Annotated in this window: 17 protein-coding genes; 11 read left to right on the top strand and 6 right to left on the bottom strand. The window is 67.3% G+C overall.

Features of this window, described 5'->3' with window-relative positions:
* Positions 1 to 27 precede the first annotated feature (27 nt).
* Both V9K99_RS34925 and V9K99_RS34920 read right to left on the bottom strand, forming a co-directional pair.
* Complete coding sequence (locus tag V9K99_RS34925; RefSeq protein WP_337009540.1) at positions 28 to 2928, bottom strand: S8 family serine peptidase; 2901 nt, start codon at positions 2926 to 2928, stop codon at positions 28 to 30.
* 155 nt (positions 2929 to 3083) lie between these two features.
* A complete protein-coding gene (locus V9K99_RS34920) occupies positions 3084 to 3446 on the bottom strand; it encodes a hypothetical protein (RefSeq protein WP_442914762.1) in 363 nt (120 codons plus the stop codon).
* 152 nt (positions 3447 to 3598) lie between these two features.
* Between V9K99_RS34920 and V9K99_RS34915 the strand changes: the two genes are divergently transcribed.
* From V9K99_RS34915 to ligD, 3 genes are read left to right on the top strand one after another with little or no spacing between them, the layout of a single operon-like run.
* Positions 3599 to 4828, top strand: coding sequence for a helix-turn-helix domain-containing protein (locus V9K99_RS34915; protein ID WP_337009539.1), 1230 nt, complete (start codon positions 3599 to 3601; stop codon positions 4826 to 4828).
* Between the two features lie 10 nt (positions 4829 to 4838).
* Positions 4839 to 5966 (top strand): branched-chain amino acid aminotransferase, encoded by a 1128-nt coding sequence (locus tag V9K99_RS34910; protein WP_337009537.1) that lies wholly within the window; start codon positions 4839 to 4841, stop codon positions 5964 to 5966.
* Between the two features lie 39 nt (positions 5967 to 6005).
* On the top strand, positions 6006 to 6986 hold the full coding sequence (gene ligD, locus V9K99_RS34905; protein ID WP_337009535.1) for a non-homologous end-joining DNA ligase: 981 nt from the start codon (positions 6006 to 6008) through the stop codon (positions 6984 to 6986).
* An 84-nt stretch (positions 6987 to 7070) separates the two neighbouring features.
* On the opposite strand, the gene V9K99_RS34900 is transcribed toward ligD, so the two are convergent.
* Complete coding sequence (locus V9K99_RS34900) at positions 7071 to 7679, bottom strand: TetR/AcrR family transcriptional regulator (RefSeq protein WP_337009533.1); 609 nt, start codon at positions 7677 to 7679, stop codon at positions 7071 to 7073.
* An 84-nt stretch (positions 7680 to 7763) separates the two neighbouring features.
* Between V9K99_RS34900 and V9K99_RS34895 the strand changes: the two genes are divergently transcribed.
* Positions 7764 to 9140: an FAD-dependent monooxygenase gene (locus V9K99_RS34895; RefSeq protein ID WP_337009531.1), complete on the top strand. Its 1377-nt coding sequence runs from the start codon at positions 7764 to 7766 to the stop codon at positions 9138 to 9140.
* Positions 9141 to 9357: 217 nt separating this feature from the next.
* Here V9K99_RS34895 and V9K99_RS34890 read toward each other — a convergent pair whose 3' ends face one another.
* From V9K99_RS34890 to V9K99_RS34880, 3 genes are read right to left on the bottom strand one after another with little or no spacing between them, the layout of a single operon-like run.
* On the bottom strand, positions 9358 to 9756 hold the full coding sequence (locus V9K99_RS34890) for a hypothetical protein (RefSeq protein WP_337009529.1): 399 nt from the start codon (positions 9754 to 9756) through the stop codon (positions 9358 to 9360).
* A gap of 29 nt (positions 9757 to 9785) precedes the next feature.
* Positions 9786 to 10838, bottom strand: coding sequence for a substrate-binding domain-containing protein (locus V9K99_RS34885; protein WP_337009528.1), 1053 nt, complete (start codon positions 10836 to 10838; stop codon positions 9786 to 9788).
* Positions 10839 to 10889: 51 nt separating this feature from the next.
* Positions 10890 to 11021 (bottom strand): hypothetical protein, encoded by a 132-nt coding sequence (locus tag V9K99_RS34880; protein WP_337009526.1) that lies wholly within the window; start codon positions 11019 to 11021, stop codon positions 10890 to 10892.
* An 88-nt stretch (positions 11022 to 11109) separates the two neighbouring features.
* Here V9K99_RS34880 and V9K99_RS34875 point away from each other — a divergent pair, with 88 nt between their 5' ends.
* From V9K99_RS34875 to ureG, 7 genes are all read left to right on the top strand, one after another.
* The gene (locus V9K99_RS34875; RefSeq protein WP_337009524.1) at positions 11110 to 11505 is read left to right on the top strand and encodes a MarR family winged helix-turn-helix transcriptional regulator; all 396 of its coding nucleotides are present in this window, start codon (positions 11110 to 11112) and stop codon (positions 11503 to 11505) included.
* A 100-nt stretch (positions 11506 to 11605) separates the two neighbouring features.
* Complete coding sequence (locus V9K99_RS34870; protein ID WP_337009523.1) at positions 11606 to 13258, top strand: purine-cytosine permease family protein; 1653 nt, start codon at positions 11606 to 11608, stop codon at positions 13256 to 13258.
* Entirely contained in the window at positions 13255 to 13557 is a 303-nt protein-coding gene (locus V9K99_RS34865) for an urease subunit gamma (RefSeq protein WP_337009521.1), read from the top strand. The genes V9K99_RS34870 and V9K99_RS34865 overlap by 4 nt, the downstream gene beginning before the upstream one ends.
* A gap of 10 nt (positions 13558 to 13567) precedes the next feature.
* Positions 13568 to 13939 (top strand): urease subunit beta, encoded by a 372-nt coding sequence (gene ureB / locus V9K99_RS34860; RefSeq protein ID WP_337009519.1) that lies wholly within the window; start codon positions 13568 to 13570, stop codon positions 13937 to 13939.
* On the top strand, positions 13932 to 15635 hold the full coding sequence (locus V9K99_RS34855; protein WP_337009517.1) for an urease subunit alpha: 1704 nt from the start codon (positions 13932 to 13934) through the stop codon (positions 15633 to 15635). The genes ureB and V9K99_RS34855 overlap by 8 nt, the downstream gene beginning before the upstream one ends.
* Complete coding sequence (locus tag V9K99_RS34850; protein WP_337009515.1) at positions 15635 to 16666, top strand: urease accessory protein UreF; 1032 nt, start codon at positions 15635 to 15637, stop codon at positions 16664 to 16666. Before V9K99_RS34855 ends, V9K99_RS34850 begins: the two co-directional genes overlap by 1 nt.
* Entirely contained in the window at positions 16659 to 17384 is a 726-nt protein-coding gene (ureG, locus tag V9K99_RS34845; RefSeq protein ID WP_337009513.1) for an urease accessory protein UreG, read from the top strand. Before V9K99_RS34850 ends, ureG begins: the two co-directional genes overlap by 8 nt.
* The last annotated feature ends 104 nt before the right edge of the window (positions 17385 to 17488 follow it).

The following is a 17488-nucleotide window of genomic DNA, read 5'->3' as shown; positions in this document are numbered from 1 at the left end:
GCGGGGAACGGGCGCGTCAGATACTGCTCAATTGATGGTGAGGATCTTGTTCGGGGTGAACGCTTGGGCGTGATCGGCGTCGGCCGGGAACCAGACCCGGTAAGCGATCTGGCCACGAATGCTCGGCTTGATCCCGAACGCGTACGCGCCCGAGCTGCTCAGCTTCACCGAGGCGATCGACGTCCAGGTCTTGTTCGAGTACTGCTGCAGGTAGACCGGCTTGCCGTAGTGGGCCGGGGCGACGTACCCGGAGAATTTCGTGGTTCCGCCGAGCCGGATCGCCGACGGAGCCAGCGCCGCCGAGATCGTCGGCGTGACCTGCACGGTGATGTCGGCGGACCGTGTCCCCATCAGGTCGGTATTACCGGGAAAGGTCAGCATGTAGACCGACGACACCGCCGGCTTGTGGGCGATCGACAGCGTGCCGGTCGAGGACGTCTTCAGTGCTGCGAGCAGCTTGAAGGTGGACACGTTCTTCGGCCGCACATACACGTTGACCGGCAGACCGGCGTACGCCTTGTTGTCGATCCGCAGCGTGCTGCCCTTGATCGTGACCGACCCGCCATAGGTGATCAGCGTCGAGGTCGTCGCGATCCCGGACTTCATCCCGAGCAACTGCTTGATCGCCACCGGGGAAACCTTGCCGCTACGGTCCTTCACCCAGGCCGCGTACGTGTACGTCGTGTTCTGCGCGAGCCCGGTGTTCTTGATCGCAGACGCAGTACCTGCGTACACCAGCGTGCCCGTGGTCAACGTCGGCACCGTGCTCCCGGCGTTCCGCCGCACGATCACCTGATCCAGATCCGACATCACCGGTAACTTCCAGCTCAGGTTCGCCGCCAGATAAGCACCACTCGCAGCGAACTCCGGCTTCGTCGGCGCCAGATCGGCCGTCGTGAACAAACTGCTGAACGGGACCAGGTAATTGCTGTTGGCATCCTCAACGGGGCCGACGACGATCCTGTACGGCGTGTTGTCGAGCAGCGGCGTGGTCGGCGTGATGGTCGCCTTCCGGGTCGTCTCGTCGTACGCAACCGTGGCTCCGGCCTTGGAACCGGTCTTGACGTTCTCCACCCACACCGTGGCGGGTGTGACGGTCTCTGCCAAGACTGCCTGTGCGAACGTGACTGATGGCTTCGTGTCCACCGGCGCTCCGCCCGACTGATCCGCAGGCAGCGCGTCCAGGACAGGGTAGGCATTCATGGCGCCGCCGACGTCATTCGCGGTGCAGTAGTAGATCTCAAAGTTGTAGCTGCGACTGTCGCGCGATCCGTTGTAGTTGCGGACCGTGAAGTAGGACGTGCCGGCCGGCAGATCGACAGCGAAGCCAACGCCCAGCCGCGCCGGCTGCTCCATGCCGTTGCCGTCCACCGACGGGCGGGGGGACTCCTTGCGTCCCAGCGGCTTGAGGGCGGGGTTGTACACCGACAGCACCGGTCCGAAGTTCTGTGCGTACTGCTCCGAGTCGTACAGCGGTCCGGCGACGTCGATGCACACGCTGCTCGGGGTTGAGGTCGTCACCTTGTACCAGTCGACGTCGCCCTCCGTGCCGATGTTTCCGGACGCTGATCGGCTGATGTCGATCGCGGTCGCGCGGGCCGGCTGGTCGTCAGTGTCGGCGCTGCCCGGAGCGAAGTCCGGGGCCCACGTGCCGCCGAGGGCGTAGTACGCGTCGAGGATGCCGGCGCCGTAGTACGGGTCGGTGCCGCGCGGGCCGGCGTCGCGGGCGGTGGCCTTCAGCCGGGCTATCACCTGGGCCGGTGTGAGCGACGGCCACTTGTTCCGGACCAATGCGGCGACTCCGGCGACGATCGGGGACGCGAAAGACGTGCCCGACAGGCCGACGAAGTACGGCTGGTACCCCACTGGGGTCTGCGCCCGGGGCGCCGTGCTGGCGAGGTCGTAGCCCGGGGCCGCAATGTCGACGGTGCTGTTCCATGTGCTGAACGAGGTCAGCACGCCGTTCCGGTTGACGGCGCCGACCGACAGCACCTCCGGATACGCCGCCGGGTACTGCGGGAACTCACCGTCTCCGGTGTTGCCCGCGGCCGCGACCACCAGCACGCCCTTCGCGACCGCGTTCTGGATCGCCTCGTGCAGGAGCGGGTTGGGCCTACTGGCGTCGAGCGACAGGTTGATCACCCGAGCGCCGTACTTGACCGCCCAGTTGATGCCCATGATCAGTTTGCCGTCGGAACCGTAGCCGTTGTCGTCGAGCACCTTCACAGGCCGGATCTTCGCGTTCCAGGCCACGCCGGCGACCCCGATGCCGTTGCCGGTCCCAGCCGCGATGATGCCCGCGACGGCCGTGCCATGGCCGTCGCCGTCGATGGGCGCCAAGGCGGTGTTGAAGGTGTTGTACCCCGGCAGCAGGTGCCCGGCCAGGTCCGGATGACCGGTGTCGACACCGGTGTCCAGTACGGCGACGACCTGGTTGCCGGCCGACTTGCTCAGGTCCCAGGCCTGGTTCATCCGCACGGTCGGCAGGTACTTCTGGTAGTTGGTGTAGTAGAGGTCGTTCGGCGTGGCGGACTTCCGCCGGATGTAGTTGAGGGAGGCGAGCTCGACTGCGGGGTCGGCCTTGACCTTCTTCAGCAGGTCGGTGGCCTTCCCGTTGCTGCTCACCGTGACGACGTCGTCGGCGACCGGGCCGCTGGCCGTACCGCCGGCCTTGGCCAGGGCAGCCTTGCGGGCCCAGCCGGTCGCCTTCGGCTTGAACTTCACCAGGACGGACTTCGCGTCGTACTCGGGTCCGGTCGCGGTGCCGGGGCGGAAGCTCGCCTGGATCGGGCGTGGTTCGGCGGACAGCTCTGCGGTGCCGGCCGAGCCGGTCACCGCCACCAGTGTCGCCGCAACCATTGCCGCAGGCAGACCCAGGCGCACCAGTTGGGCAGGGCGGAACGTCACCAGTGGGCGGGCGCGGCGCATTGACACTCCAAAGCTGGGCGGAGATCCGGCGCGCCCCGAGCAACACCGGTGAAGACAGGAAGATTTTTATCCTTCCAACACGCACCGGCGCAAGCCCGTTGCAGGTTGTTGCAAATCAAGGGAAGCCTTACGAGGAAGGCCAAACGGTCGTTTGTCTATGGACCGCAGCTGAGGCAGGGCCAGAGTTGACCGCAGCGGGAGCACAGGCCGTCGATGCCTGGTGCAGGTAGCCACACGGTGTTCATGCGCTCTTCATTGCTTGGGGGCGGTTCGGTGGTGGTGATGGTGGGGAGTAGCCAGTGGACCTGGGTGCGGCCGCCTGCGCCGTGGACGGCTAGCAGTGAGTCGATGCCGCCGTCCCAGGTTGTCGTGCTCGGCCAGCGGCCGCGCCACCGGACTGCGACAGTGCCGTCGGACCACTCCACGCCCTCGGCAAGTGTGCCGGTCCCGCGCACGCCGGATGCATCGGTGTGGCGTACCAACCGGAAGAGTCGCGCCTGCCGCTGCATCGTGTTCACCTCTGAAGCCTTGCTCAGCAGGTGCTGCCCACAACAGGTGTGGTCTGTGGGCTGTGTGAACAGCCCACACCCCCACAGACGCTTCTGAGCTGTTGGAACGCGGGTTTTGTCGGCGAGGCCTTGTACTGTCTCCGGCACGCACCGCAGTACTAGTGAGCGGGGGTGATCCTGTGGCTGAGGCGGCGTTTGGGGCGCAGTTGAGGGAGTGCAGGCAAGCGGTCGGCTTGAGTCTGCGGCAACTTGCTACGCGGGTCGGCTACGACCACAGCTACTTGTCGCAGGTGGAGCGCGGTCAACGACCGGGCTCTGCCGAGCTGGCCCGGCTCTGCGACCGTGAGCTCGGCACCGGCAACGAGCTGGCCGGCACCTTCGCACAGCGGCGCCGGGCGACGCCCGCTGCCTCCGCGCCAGGTGATCCGTCGGAGGTCTTGCGGCCGGGTGCTCCGTTCGAGGCACTCCGCCCGGCTGATCCGTTGGAGGCGGCCTGGCATGGGTTCGTCGCGGCATTTGGTGGCACGGCTGCGTCTGCTGCGCTCGGAGACTTCCGGAGCGTTCCGCCGGCTCGCCTGCTGCCGGAGCTCATCACAGATCTCCGCATGGCGTCCGCCCAGTCCGCGGTCGTTGCAGCGCAGCTGAGCGTGCTCACCGCACAGACCTTGACCGCTCTGGGGCAGCCGACCACCGCAAGGCGTTGGTGGCAGGCGGCCCGGGCTGCCGCGGACAGCTCGGCGGAGTCCGCTGTGCAGAGCTCGGTGCGGGCTCTGGAGGCGATCAGCGGGCTGGCTGAGCGGCGATCGCCGGTCCAACTTCTCGAGCTGGCCGACGAAGCGGTCGCGAGTGGCGGGGCCGTGGTGCAGGCGCACGCTGCCCGAGCGTGCGTGCTGGCGGAGCTGTCGCGACAGGGAGAGGCTCATCGGGCGCTGCAGGAGTTGATCGGTGTAGCGGATGAGTTGCCCACGGCAAGTACGTCGTGCGGTCCGCTGGACGACTGGGCGCCGTACCAGGTGCACGGCGCTGAGGGGCGGGTGTGCGCGAGTCTCGGGTACGGCGCTGCCGGGTGTGTGCTGTTGGCTCGGGCGATCGAGCTGTGTCCCGAGGACTGGCTCGGTGAGCGGGCCCGGCTGCAGATGGGGCTGGCAGAGTGCCTCGTGGTCGACGGAGAGGTCGCGGCGGGTGTCGCACAGGCCCTGCGGGTGCTGGTCGAGCTGCCGGATGAGTGGCACACCTATTACTTGTACGACGACGCCGCCCGGGTGCTGAGCGCCGTACGCACTCGGCAGCCCGGGATGGCGGCGACTCTGCAGGAGCTCCTTCGACGTACGCCGTACCTGGACAGCCGGAGTGTGGGCACTGGGTCGAGCTCACTCCGGAGACAGGGGTAACGTGCCGGGAGTGAGTAGTGAAACGGCAGTGACAGACGTGTGGGAATTTGCGGTTGAGCTGCGCAGCGATCCGGCCACTGCGGAGGCTCGGACGGCTGTGTTGGCCAAGCCTGCGTTCGGTCAGGAGTTCACGGACCACATGGTGGTGGCCAACTGGACGGCAGACCGTGGTTGGCACGACCAGAAGGTGACTGGGTACGCACCACTCCAGGTGAGCCCGGCGGCCGCCGTACTGCACTACTCGCAAGAGATCTTCGAAGGGCTGAAGGCGTACCGGCACGCGGACGGGTCGGTGTGGGCATTCCGGCCCGATCGGAACGCCGCACGGTTCAGCGCGAGCGCTGCGCGGCTCGCGCTGCCGCAGGTGCCTGAGGACGCGTTCGTCGCGGCGCTGCGGGCGCTGGTGACGGTCGACGAGCCATGGGTGCCTTCCGCTGACAGTGGCGAGACCAGTCTGTACCTCCGGCCGTACATGATCGCCACCGAGGCGGCGCTGAGCGTGCGACCGGCCCGTGAGGTGCTGTTCGGCGTCATCGCCTCCCCTGCGGGTCCGTACTTCGACACCGGTCCCAAGCCCGTGTCGATCTGGCTGACGACCTCGACCATCCGCGCGACGCCGGGTGGAACCGGTGCGGCCAAGTGCGGCGGGAACTACGCGGCCAGCCTCGCCGGTCTGGCCGAAGCCGTCGCCAACAACTGCGAGCAGGTCGCCTTCGTCGATGCGGTCGAGCACAAGTGGCTCGAGGAGATCGGCAGCATGAATATGTTCTTCGTGTACGCCGACGGGCGCATCGTCACGCCTGAGCTGTCCGGTTCGATCCTCGAGGGCGTCACCCGGGCCTCCGTGCTCGAGCTCGCCGCTGACCTCGGTCACTCGGTCGAGGAACGGCAGGTCTCCGCGGACGAGTGGAAGGACGGCGTCCGCAGCGGCGAGATCACCGAGGTGTTCGCCTCCGGCACCGCCGCCGTGATCACCCCGATCGGCCGGCTGGCCTGGCCCGACGGCGACCTGACCATCGGCGATCACTCCGTCGACTACGGCGTCGGCCCGGTCACCAAGTCCATCCGCTCCACCCTCCTGGACCTGCAGTACGGCCGCATCCCCGACCACCGCGGCTGGCTGACCCGGCTGGCTTAGCTGCTGCCGGTTGTCCCCGTCGGCGGCTAGGTTGAGGTCATGGCTGAGTCCAAGGCGGGGAAGGCTAAGACTCCGGCGATCGAGCTGGAGGTGGGTGAGCGCACGGTGCGGATCTCCAATCCGGACCGGGTGTACTTCCCCGCGCGCGGCGAGACCAAGCTGGATCTGGTCAAGTACTACCTGTCCGTCGGCGACGGGATCGTGCGGGCGCTGCGAGAGCGGCCGTGCATGCTGCACCGATTCCCGGAGGGGGTTTCCGGGGAGAAGGTGCATCAGAAGCGGCTGCCGCATGGCGCACCGCCGTGGATGGAGACCGTGCGGGTGAAGTTCCCGCGCTACAACCGTACGGCGGACGAGCTGTGCGTCACCGAGATCGCGCACGTCGCCTGGGCGGTGCAGATGTCGACGGTCGAGTTCCACCCGTGGAACTCCCGCCGCGCCGACACCGAGAAGCCGGACGAGTGGCGGATCGACCTGGACCCGATGCCGGAGTGCCCGTTCGATCGGGTCCGCCGGGTCGCGCACGTCGTACATGAAGTGCTGGACGAGCTCGGGGCTGTGGGGTATCCGAAGACGTCTGGCGGGTCGGGGATCCACGTGTATGTGCGGGTCAAGCCGGAGTACGGGTTTTCCGACGTACGACGGGCTGCCTTGGCGTTCGCGCGAGAGGTCGAGCGGCGGGCACCGGATGACGTGACGACGACGTGGTGGCGCAAGGATCGCGATCCGAAGAAGTTGTTCGTCGACTACAACCAGAACGCCCGGGATCACACGATCGCGAGTGCGTACTCGGTCCGCGGGAATCCTGAGGGGACCGTCTCGACGCCGATCCGGTGGGACGAGATCGACGACGTGGATCCGAAGGCGTTCACGATCCAGACGGTGCCGGCCAGGTTCGCCGAGCTCGGCGACCTGCACGAAACCATCGACGACAACGTCTACACCCTCGACACCCTGCTGGAATGGGCCGAGCGCGATGAACGCGAAGGTGCGGAGGAGCCGCCCCCGCCGGAGGAATAGCAATATCCACCGGCCCGTCGCACCTGATCCTGCCGGATTCCGCCGTACTAAAGCCGTTGCCGACTTCCGCCGTACGACGTACTCCTACTTCCCGCCGGTCAGGCCGTGGTGGAGGAGGTTGGTGAGGGTGTCGATCGCGGTTTCGTCTGAGATGGTGCGGCCGTCGGAGGGGTTGACGACCAGCCAGGTGTAGGCGAAGCCCTCCATCAGGGCTGTCATGGCCGAGAGCTCGACCAGCGGATCGGCCGGCGGGTTTGGCAGGTGGGCGAAGTGCTCGATCATGTGCGCGTCGTCGTCGGCCATGATCCGCTGCAACCTGCGGCCCAGCGCGGGATCCACCATCGAGGCCTGCTTCACCGCGACCATCTCCGGCAGGTGCTCGCGGTAGAACCGCCAGAACGCCGCGACGTGCCAGCGGATCGACGAGATCTTGCTGAAGTCCGGGTCGTGCCCGGCGTCGTCGAACACCGCCTCATCGGCCGCCGCGAGCATGTCGGTGAGGAGCGCCTCGAGCAGCTCCTCCTTGCTCGCGAAGTGGTTGTAGAACGATCCCGTCGCCCGGCCCGCGGCCGCGGTGATGTCGGTGATCTTCGTGTTCAGGTATCCGCGCTCGGCGAACACCTCCCGGGCCGCCTGCTTCAACGCCGCCTCGGTCCCGGCCGCCCGTTCCCGGCGGCTCACCGTGTCCGTCACCAGAACCTCCTTGACACCGAACCCTAGCCACCTCCATAGTGAATCCAGATTCAGTGAATCATGATTCACCCAAAGGAGACAAGGATGACTGTTCTGATTGCGGGCGCGGGTCCGACCGGCCTGACCCTGGCGATCGACCTCGCCCGGCGCGGCATCGCCGTACGACTGATCGACAAAGCAACGCAGTACTTCGAGGGTTCGCGCGGCGACGGGTTGCAGCCGCGGACGCTGGAGGTGTTCGACGACCTCGGTGTGGTGGACGAGGTACTGCGTCAGGGACGGTCGCTGCCGCTGATGCGGATCTACCTCGACGGCAAGGTGGCCGACGAACGCCGGATGGCCCCGATCCTGGAGCCGACCCCGGACATCCCGTACCCGAACGCGTGGATGCTCGGCCAGTCGCGCACCGAGCAGATCCTGCGCGACAAGGTTGCGGAGTACGGCGTACGCGTCGAACTGGACACCGCGATCGTCGGCTTCACGCAGAACGCCGACGCGGTGACGGCCGAACTGTCCACCGGCGAAACGGTCGAAGCGCAGTACCTCGTCGGCGCGGACGGCGGCCGGAGCTTCGTCCGCAAGCACCTGGGGATCGCGTTCGAGGGTACGACGGACGAGTCGATCCGGATGCTGCTCGGCGATGTCGCGGCGGACGGGCTCGACCACGAGTACGGCTACTGGTTCGCTCAGGCCGCGAACCCTATTGCTGGGATCGCGCTGACGCCGCTGGCCGGTGGGGACCAGTTCCAGTTCGGTGCGCCGCTGGACGACGAGCACGTGGACCCGTCGGTGGAGACGTTGCAGGAGTTGGTGGATCGGTACGCGGGTCCGGGCGTGGCCAAACTTCGTGATTTGACCTGGTCGACCGTTTGGCGGCCGAATGTCCGGCTCGCCGCGCAGTTTCGGGTGGGCCGGGTCTTCATCGCGGGCGACGCCGCGCACGTTCATCCGCCGACCGGTGGGCAAGGGCTTAACACGGGAGTGCAGGATGCGTACAACCTGGGCTGGAAGCTGGCCGACGGGCGTGAAGAAGTGCTGGCGACGTACGAGCCCGAGCGTCGTACCAACGCGATGCGGGTGCTGGGGATCAGCGAGGAGCTGATGCAGAAGCATGTCGACGGCGACGAGAGCGCGATGGAACGCGGCGAGAACACCCGCCAGCTCGACGTCTCGTACCGCTCACCGTCCGACAGCAGCGCCATGACCTCAGGCGACCGAGCTCCGGACGCACCGCTGGTCGATGCTGCCGGCAACAACCTCCGCCTCTTCGACCTCCTCCGCGGCCCGCACTTCACCCTCCTGCGCTTCACCCCGACCACACCATCGACCGGTGAACACACCGTTGACGTCGTACGCCGGGATGCTGCCGACGGGACCTACGCGTCACCGGAAGCCTTCGACCACTACCACGCCGAGGACGGCGTCGAGATCCTCATCCGTCCAGACGGGTACCTCGCCTGAGCGCGGTGGCGGATCGCCAGGCCATCACATTGGCCGCGAGTGCGAGCGAGCCCCGCTGGCGGACGTCCGGGCGCGTCAATTGTGATGGCCTGGCGGTCCGGGATGGCGGACCTGAGCCACTCACTAACCACGGGTGGCCCGGACAGATCACGCTCGAACCGAGGCGCCAGCGGCGACGGACGGCCGGGTTGGTGAGTGCGGCAGGTCCGCGGGTTGCTCAGTCCTGGTCGGAGTACCGGCTCGCCAGGAACTGGACTGCTTTTGAGTTGGGGAGCACTTGTTCCTCGGCGTCCGCCGGCACTCCCCCGCCTCTCGGGTCCTCGGCTGCTCCGACCCATTGGCGGACTGCCTCGGCCGGGGACATGCCCTTGTCTCTCGCTCGTTTCAGCCGCCCGAGCCAGGTGCCTTGGGCGTCGAAGCCGGTCTCCCCCATCCCATGTCGAGGGATGAACCCGGCCGTGTCGTCGTCGGCTGCCAGGCCGGCCCACACATAACCCAGGAGCTCCCCGTCGAGCGTCACCGGGTAGCAGCAGACGAGGGTCTTCGACACTCCGAAGAACTCGGTTCGCTCGAGCGTCCAGGGGCTGAGGTCGCCGAATTCGGTGGGCCGTCCCATGGGCGGTATGTCGGACAAGGCCCCTCCAGCTACGCGATCTGTTCCTGGATCTTGAACTCGAGGCCGTCGGCGGCGGCCAAGTAGACGTCCTGGTCGACGAGGTTACCGTCGAGCCGCATCAGGCCGCGGGGACTGTCGTAGAAATGGCCGGTGGGCAAGGCGGCCGACATGGCGATCGATCCGCTCACCTCACCCAGGCGGGCGAGGAAGCGGATCGCTTCGTAGCAGGATTCGCCGACTGCATTGAGGGCCGGGGCATAGCGGCCGAAGCGCGTGTAGTACTGACTGGCGAACTCGCCGCTTTCGACGGTCTGCAAGCCATCGAAGTAGGCCGCTGCCGCATAGACACCGTCGTTGGCTCCTGGGCCGGCGCCGAGGAGCGTGTTCTCCTCGATCGCCGGGCTGAGGCGGAGTAGCTTCTCGCTGAGACCGTGGCGGGCGAACTGGCGGTTGAAATGTACGGCGTCCTGACCCATCAGGAGCATGATCACGCCGTCGGCCTTTGTTGCCTTGAGGTCGTTGATGACCGAACTGAAGTCCGAAGTACCGAGGGGGACATACGCCGACTGGACGACCTCGGAACCTGTTCCCTGTAGGGCTTCCTGGGCTACCGATCCGGTCACCCGCGGATAGACATAGTCGTTGCCGACGACAACCCAGCGGCGGGCGCCGTGGTGTTCGCGGAGCCAGTGCGTTGCTGGAAGCAACTGGTTGACCGGGCGTTCGCCGAGCATGAAGACGCCCGGGGTGTCGTCGCTGCCCTCGTGCATCGCCGCGAACGCGTAGACGACGCGCCCACCGATGCGCCGCGTCAGGGCCACGCGTACGGCGGAGATGTGCCAGCCGGCGACCGCGTCGACTCGGGCGGTGTCGACCAGCCGTCCGACCTCTTCGGCGACAATCTCGGGTGAGCGGCCGGCGTCGACCTGGACGAGTTCGACCGGGCGGCCGGCGATGCCGTTTCGTGCGTTGAGTTGCTCGACGGCGAGCTGACCGCAGGCCAGGCAGGACGGTCCGTAGATCCCGGTCGGGCCTTGCAACGGCACCACGAACGCGATCGACACCACGTCGGAACGCCGCACAAGCACCTCCTCGCTCACCCAACTCCACCGATGCGCGGCACCCACGTCCGCTCACCCAACACGCCGCTCCTTACCCCGGTACGTCGTACTGCGTACGTCGTACTGCGGGGGCGTACCGGTTGAGCGTCGTACGTGTGGCTCTGCGGCGCAGCCGTCGTACCAGTTGGTGAGACGGGTGCTCACCGGCAGTCTGCCCAGTGTGGCGCATGTGGAGGCGGATCTCCGAGTGCTGGGCTATATTCCCAGCACCTACAACCGGGGAGGAGTGCGGATGCCGTTCAGCCTGCTCCTGAGGCTCAAGCAGACCGAGCGCCGGATCGAGCTCGGTTTGCAACCACTGCTCGACGAGTTCGGGCTGACCATCGAGCAGTGGCGGGTGATGTCGGTGCTGCACGACGAGCCCGGTCAACCGATGTCAGTCCTGGCCGAGGCCGCCGTACTGCCGGCTGCCAGCCTGACCCGGCACGTGGACAAGCTGGTCGAGCGCGGTCTGGTCCTGCGCCGCATCCACCCGGACGACAAGCGGCGGATCGTCACCGCCCTGTCCCCCGTCGGCGGGACCGTCGCCGATCGCATCGCGGCCGCCCAGCGCGACCTCGAGGCGAACCTCGCGGATTACTTCCAGATGGAAATACACGAACGTAGCGGTTCGGCAACACAGCGGTAACAACCCGTTCCTAGGTTCCTTCCATTCGGGTGCATCCCGGCCAGCAGCGTCGCCGGTCGTCGGAGCACCGCTCGCCCGAAGGTGCCGCAGGAGTTCCGCCATGACTGTTGAACCCTCGCTCGACCACCGCGCCACCCCCGAGTCACCGACACAAACCGCCGCGACCCGCGAGACGCTGGAGGACTACACCCTTCGGTTCGCGCCGCGCAGCTACCGCAAGTGGTCGACCGGCGTCGTCGCCGTCTCGGCGCTCGGCGGGATCGCTTATCTGGCCGACTTCGCGATCGGCGCGAACATCGGCATCTCGTACGGAACCACGAACGCGCTCTGGGGAATCGCGATCTTCGCCGTGGTGATCTTCGCGACCGGCCTGCCGCTCGCGTACTACGCCGCGCGCTACAACATCGACCTCGACCTGATCACCCGCGGCAGCGGATTCGGCTACTACGGCTCGGTCGTGACGAACGTGATCTTCGCATCGTTCACGTTCATCTTCTTCGCCCTCGAAGGCTCGATCATGGCGCAGGGGCTCGAACTCGGGCTGCATATTCCGGTGTGGCTCGGCTATGCCGTGTCCACGCTGGTGATCTTTCCGCTGGTGATCTACGGGATGAAGGTGCTGTCGACGCTGCAGGTGTGGACGACACCGCTGTGGCTGATCCTGATGGTGCTGCCGTTCGTGTATCTCGTCGTGTCGCACCCGGATTCGGTGTCGACGTTCTTCGACTATCGCGGTCAGAACAACCAGGGCACGAATGTGGGTTCGATGCTGCTCGCGGCCGGTGTGTGTCTGTCGCTGATCGCGCAGATCGCCGAGCAGATCGACTACCTGCGGTTCATGCCGCCGAAGACGCCGGAGAACTCCCGTCGCTGGTGGACCGCGATGTTGCTGGCCGGGCCGGGCTGGGTGATCTTCGGCGCGATCAAGCAGGTGATCGGGCTGTTCCTCGCCGTTTACCTCATCGCCAACGTCGCCGACGGGGCGTCGGTCGCCAACGAGCCCGTGCACCAGTTCCTCGAGATCTACGAGGGATTCATGCCCGGCTGGCTCGCGATGACGCTGGCCGTCGTACTGGTCGTGATCAGTCAGGTGAAGATCAACGTGACGAACGCGTACTCCGGTTCGCTCGCCTGGACGAACTCGTATACGCGCCTGACCCGGCATTACCCCGGCCGGCTCGTGTTCCTCGCCTTCAACCTGGTGATCGCGCTGGTGCTGATGGAGGCGAACATGTTCGACTTCCTCAACACCATTCTCGGGTTCTACGCGAACTGCGGGATGGCGTGGATCGTGGTCGTTGCCTCCGACATCGTCTTCAACAAGTACCTGCTGAAGCTGTCGCCGAAGGAGCCCGAGTTCCGTCGCGGCATGCTGTACGCCGTCAACCCGGTCGGTTTCGTGTCGATGGCCGCGGCCGCGGGTGTCTCGATCCTGGTGTTCTTCGGCGGACTCGGCGACACGATCAAGCCGTACTCACCCCTCGTCGCGATCGGTCTCGCTCTCGTTCTGCCGCCGATCCTGGCCGTTGTTACCCGCGGTAAGTACTACCTCCGCCGTACCGACGACGGGCTCGACCTGCCGATGTACGACGAGCACGGCAACCCGTCAGGCGCCGTACTCACCTGTCATGTGTGCCGGCAGGACTACGAGCGACCGGACATGACCGCGTGCCAGACCCACGACGCGGCCGTGTGCTCGCTCTGCCTCAGCACCGACAAGGTGGCCGACCACGTCCTCCCGGCCGCGCCGTGAACTTCACACCCGCCGAAACCGAGAAGCTGCTGCTCTCCGTGGCCGGCATGGTCGCCCGCGACCGGCTGGCCCGGGGAGTCCGGCTCAACCACCCTGAGGCGGTCGCGCTGCTGAGCACCTGGGTACTCGAGCGCGCCCGCGAAGGCGCCCGCGTCGCCGACCTGATGGAACGCGGCCGCACCGTCCTCACCCGCGACGACGTCATGCCCGGCGTCGCCGACCTCCTCACCGACGTCCAGATAGAAGCCACCTTCCCCGACGGCCGCAAGCTCGTCACTATCCACAACCCAATAATTTAAGGGGGAATCCATGACGAGCAGGATTAGACTTAGCAATGAAGGACAGGGGGCGGGCGACGGCGCGAGCGTCACCTACGGACCCGGCGCCGTACGGGTCGCTCCCGGCACCATTCAGCTCAACGCCGACCGGACCGACGACGAACGCCAGACCCTGGTGATCATCAACACCGGCGACCGTCCCGTGCAGATCGGCTCCCACCTGCACCTCCCGGACGCCAACACCGCACTGTCCTTCGACCGCGAAGCAGCCCAGGGCTACCGCCTCGACATCCCATCCGGCACATCCCAACGCTTCGAACCAGGCGCGTCTCGCGAGGTGGCTCTCGTGGCATTGAGAGGCAATCGGCTGGTGCCGGGGATCCAGGTGAAGCGCGATGGTTGAGATTTCGCGAGCCGCGTATGCGGCGTTGTACGGGCCGACGGTGGGGGATCAGGTTCGGTTGGGGGATACGGATCTGTGGATCGAGGTGGAGCGGGACCTCACGGTCGGGGGTGAGGAGGTTGTGTTCGGCGGGGGCAAGTCGATCCGGGAGTCGATGGGGCAGGGTACGACGACCCGGGCGGAAGGTGCGCCGGACACCGTCATCACGAACGTTCTCGTGCTCGACTGGTGGGGCATCGTGCGGGCGGATCTGGGGATCCGCGACGGGCACATCGTCGCGCTCGGGCGGGCGGGGAACCCGGACATCGCGGACGAGGTGCATCCCGAGTTGCGGATCGGCCCGTCGACGGATGTGATCGCGGGTGAGGGGCGGATCCTCACCGCGGGCGCGATCGATTCCCACGTTCATCTGCTCTCGCCGTCGCAGCTGCATGAGGCGCTCGCCACCGGGATCACCACGATCGTCGGCGGCGGGACCGGGCCGAGCGAGGGATCGAAGGCGACCACGGTTACGCCGGGCGCTTGGCATCTGGAGCAGATGCATCGGAGCCTCGATGCGTTCCCGCTCAACGTGTTGTTGCTTGGCAAGGGGAACACGGTGAGCGCCGAGGCTCTCGCCGAGCAGGCGCTGGCCGGCGCAGCCGGGTACAAGGTGCACGAGGACTGGGGTTCGACGCCGGCCGCGATCGATACGGCGCTGCGGGCCGCGGACGAGTGGGGGCTCCAGGTTGCCCTGCACGCGGACAGCCTGAACGAGGCCGGGTTCGTCGAGTCCACGCTGCACGCGATCGCCGGTCGCGGGATCCACGCGTTCCACGTCGAGGGCGCGGGTGGTGGGCATGCGCCTGACATCCTGTCGATCGCGTCGTACCCGCATGTCATCCCGGGGTCGACCAACCCGACGCTGCCGCACACGGTCAACACGGTCGCCGAGCACCTCGACATGCTGATGGTCTGCCATCACCTCAGCCCGGACGTGCCGGAGGATCTCGCGTTCGCCGAGTCGCGGATCCGGGGGACGACGATCGCGGCCGAGGACATCCTGCACGACCTGGGCGCGTTGTCCGTCACCTCGTCGGATGCGCAGGCGATGGGCCGGATCGGCGAAGTGATCACGCGTACATGGCAGGTCGCGCACGTGATGAAGGGCCGGCGTGGTGCTCTCGGTACGAGCCTGCCGGCCGACAACGAGCGGGCTCGGCGGTACGTCGCGAAGTACACGATCAACCCGGCGGTTGCGCATGGCATCGATCACGTGGTCGGCTCGGTGGAGGCCGGGAAGCTGGCGGATCTGAACCTCTGGGATCCGCGGTACTTCGGGGTCCGGCCGAGCCTGGTGATCAAGGGCGGCGCGATCGCGTGGGCCGCGTTGGGTGATCCGAACGCGTCGATTCCGACTCCGCAGCCGGTGCTGATGCGGCCGGCTTTCGGGGATGCGATCGGGGCGGATGTGTCGTTCACGTTCGTCTCCCCCGCCGCGCTGGACGACGGGTTGGCTGAGCGACTGCGGTTGCGTCGGCGGCTGCTCGCCGTACGGCCGACGCGGGAGATCGGCAAGGCGGACATGAAGAACAACGACGCATTGCCGACAATCGACATCGATCCTGAGACGTTCGCGATCAAGGTCGACGGGGACCTGGTCGAGCCGGCGCCGGCCGAGGTGTTGCCACTCGCCCAGCTCTACGCGATGTTCTGATGAGCTCGCCTGAGGTGGTCGCGTTGATGCTGGCCGACGGCCGGTTGCCGACCGGCGGGCACACCCAGTCCGCGGGTCTCGAGCCGGCCGTCCGTGCCGGGTTGGGTGCCGACGGCAAGCAACTCGCCGACGTCGCCGCGTACGCCCGGGATCGTCTCCGCACCACCACCCGAGTCGAGGCCGCCGTCGCCGTACTCGCCCGCCACGTCACCGTCTCCGCACCTCATCCGGCCGATGATGCATCGCCGAGTCGTGGATCCCTGCTGCAAAACCTGCCCACAACCGACCGAGATCCACGACTGAGTGATGACTCGGTCGGGGGCGAGGACCGAGGAGCCGCGGCGGCGGCCGCGAGTGCCGGCGGTGGGGCGGCGGGGTTGAGTGGTACGGCGGGACAGTCGCGGCTCGGGATCGCGGAGGAAAACGCGGGCGCCGGCGGTGGGGATGCAGGGTTAAGCGGCACGGCGGGACAGTCGCGGCTCGGGATCGCGGAGGAGAACGCGGGCGCCGGCGCCGGTGGCGGGGCCGCGGGGGTGAGGGGTGCGGCGGGATGGTCGCCGTGCGACGCGGATCGGCAGCTGATGTTGGGGGTGGTGGAGGGGGCTTGGGCGGCTCGGACGCCTAGTCGGGTTTTGCGGGGGGTGTCGCGGCGGCAGGGGCGGGCGTATTTGCGGTTGGCGGCGAGGGTTTGGCCGGACGTTCTGCGGCATCTGCGGCCCGACAGCGAGGTTGCTCGGCCAGTCGTGGTGGGGGTGATCGGGGGTGTGACGGGGTTGTCGGCGGAGCAGGTTGCGCGGTTGGTCGCGTACGACGACGTGCAGACGGTCGTGGCCGCTTCGCTCAAGTTACTGCCAGTAGATCCGGCCGATGCGGCGAGCTGGCTGGGCGGATTGCAGGACGACATCGAGCGGCTCGTCACCGACGTCGCGCCGCTGACCGAGATCGACAAGATTCCGGCGGACGGGGCGCCGCTGCTCGACGTACTCGCCCAGAACCACGCCACCGAGAGAATGAGGTTGTTCCATGCATAACCACGGGCATGACCACGGCACGCGTTCCTTCCGGCTCGGGGTTGCCGGGCCGGTGGGGACTGGGAAGAGTTCGTTGATCGCGACGGTCTGCCGGGAGTTGGCGGACGAGCTTCGGCTCGGCGTGATCACCAATGACATCTACACCGACGAGGATGCGCGGTTGCTCCGGTCGGCCGGCGTACTCGAGCCGGAGCGGATCCGGGCGGTCGAGACCGGCGCTTGCCCGCACACCGCGATCCGGGACGACGTGACGCCGAACCTGATCGCGGTCGAGGATCTCGAGCGGGATTTCGCGCCGCTGGACGTCGTACTGGTGGAGTCCGGTGGTGACAACCTGACCGCGACCTTCTCCCCCGCGCTGGTGGACGCGCAGATCTTCGTGCTCGATGTGGCGGGTGGTGGGGACGTTGCGCGGAAGGGTGGTCCGGGGATCGCAAGGGCGGACTTACTCGTAGTAAACAAGACGGATCTCGCGCCGTACGTCGGTGTGGACGTCGAACAGATGGTGAAGGACGCCGAGGCCGCGCGGGACGGGAAGCCGGTACTCGCGCTCTCCCGCAACGACCCCGCATCGGTCGCCCGGCTGAAGGAATGGGTCCTGTCGATGACGGCTGTCGTCCGCGGCGGCGGGCACACTCCCGTCGACCCCGGACCGATGGCGCCGCATTCCCACGTCGGCGAGAACGGCGAACTGATCTCGCACACTCACGCGCACTGACCTTCGCGAGAGGTCGATGCGGAGAGGAGTGCGGGGCGGAAGGAGGTGGGTGGTGGCTCGGGTTGAGGTTGTGGCGGATGCGGTTCGGGATCGCTGTGTTTTGA

The sequence above is a fragment of the Kribbella sp. CCNWLW201 genome (assembly GCF_037203805.1).
Classification (GTDB): domain Bacteria; phylum Actinomycetota; class Actinomycetes; order Propionibacteriales; family Kribbellaceae; genus Kribbella.
Note: the sequence above shows the minus strand (reverse complement) of the source record. Positions and strands in the feature narration are given on the sequence as shown.

Bases quoted from the DNA above. Each gene is read 5' to 3' on its own strand.
- V9K99_RS34925 (WP_337009540.1), bottom strand. From the start codon at position 2,928: ATGCGCCGCGCCCGCCCACTGGTGACGTTCCGCCCTGCCCAACTGGTG.
- ligD (WP_337009535.1), top strand. From the start codon at position 6,006: ATGGCTGAGTCCAAGGCGGGGAAGGCTAAGACTCCGGCGATCGAGCTG.
- V9K99_RS34895 (WP_337009531.1), top strand. From the start codon at position 7,764: ATGACTGTTCTGATTGCGGGCGCGGGTCCGACCGGCCTGACCCTGGCG.
- V9K99_RS34890 (WP_337009529.1), bottom strand. From the start codon at position 9,756: ATGGGACGGCCCACCGAATTCGGCGACCTCAGCCCCTGGACGCTCGAG.
- V9K99_RS34875 (WP_337009524.1), top strand. From the start codon at position 11,110: ATGCCGTTCAGCCTGCTCCTGAGGCTCAAGCAGACCGAGCGCCGGATC.
- V9K99_RS34870 (WP_337009523.1), top strand. From the start codon at position 11,606: ATGACTGTTGAACCCTCGCTCGACCACCGCGCCACCCCCGAGTCACCG.
- ureB (WP_337009519.1), top strand. From the start codon at position 13,568: ATGACGAGCAGGATTAGACTTAGCAATGAAGGACAGGGGGCGGGCGAC.
- V9K99_RS34855 (WP_337009517.1), top strand. From the start codon at position 13,932: ATGGTTGAGATTTCGCGAGCCGCGTATGCGGCGTTGTACGGGCCGACG.
- V9K99_RS34850 (WP_337009515.1), top strand. From the start codon at position 15,635: ATGAGCTCGCCTGAGGTGGTCGCGTTGATGCTGGCCGACGGCCGGTTG.
- ureG (WP_337009513.1), top strand. From the start codon at position 16,659: ATGCATAACCACGGGCATGACCACGGCACGCGTTCCTTCCGGCTCGGG.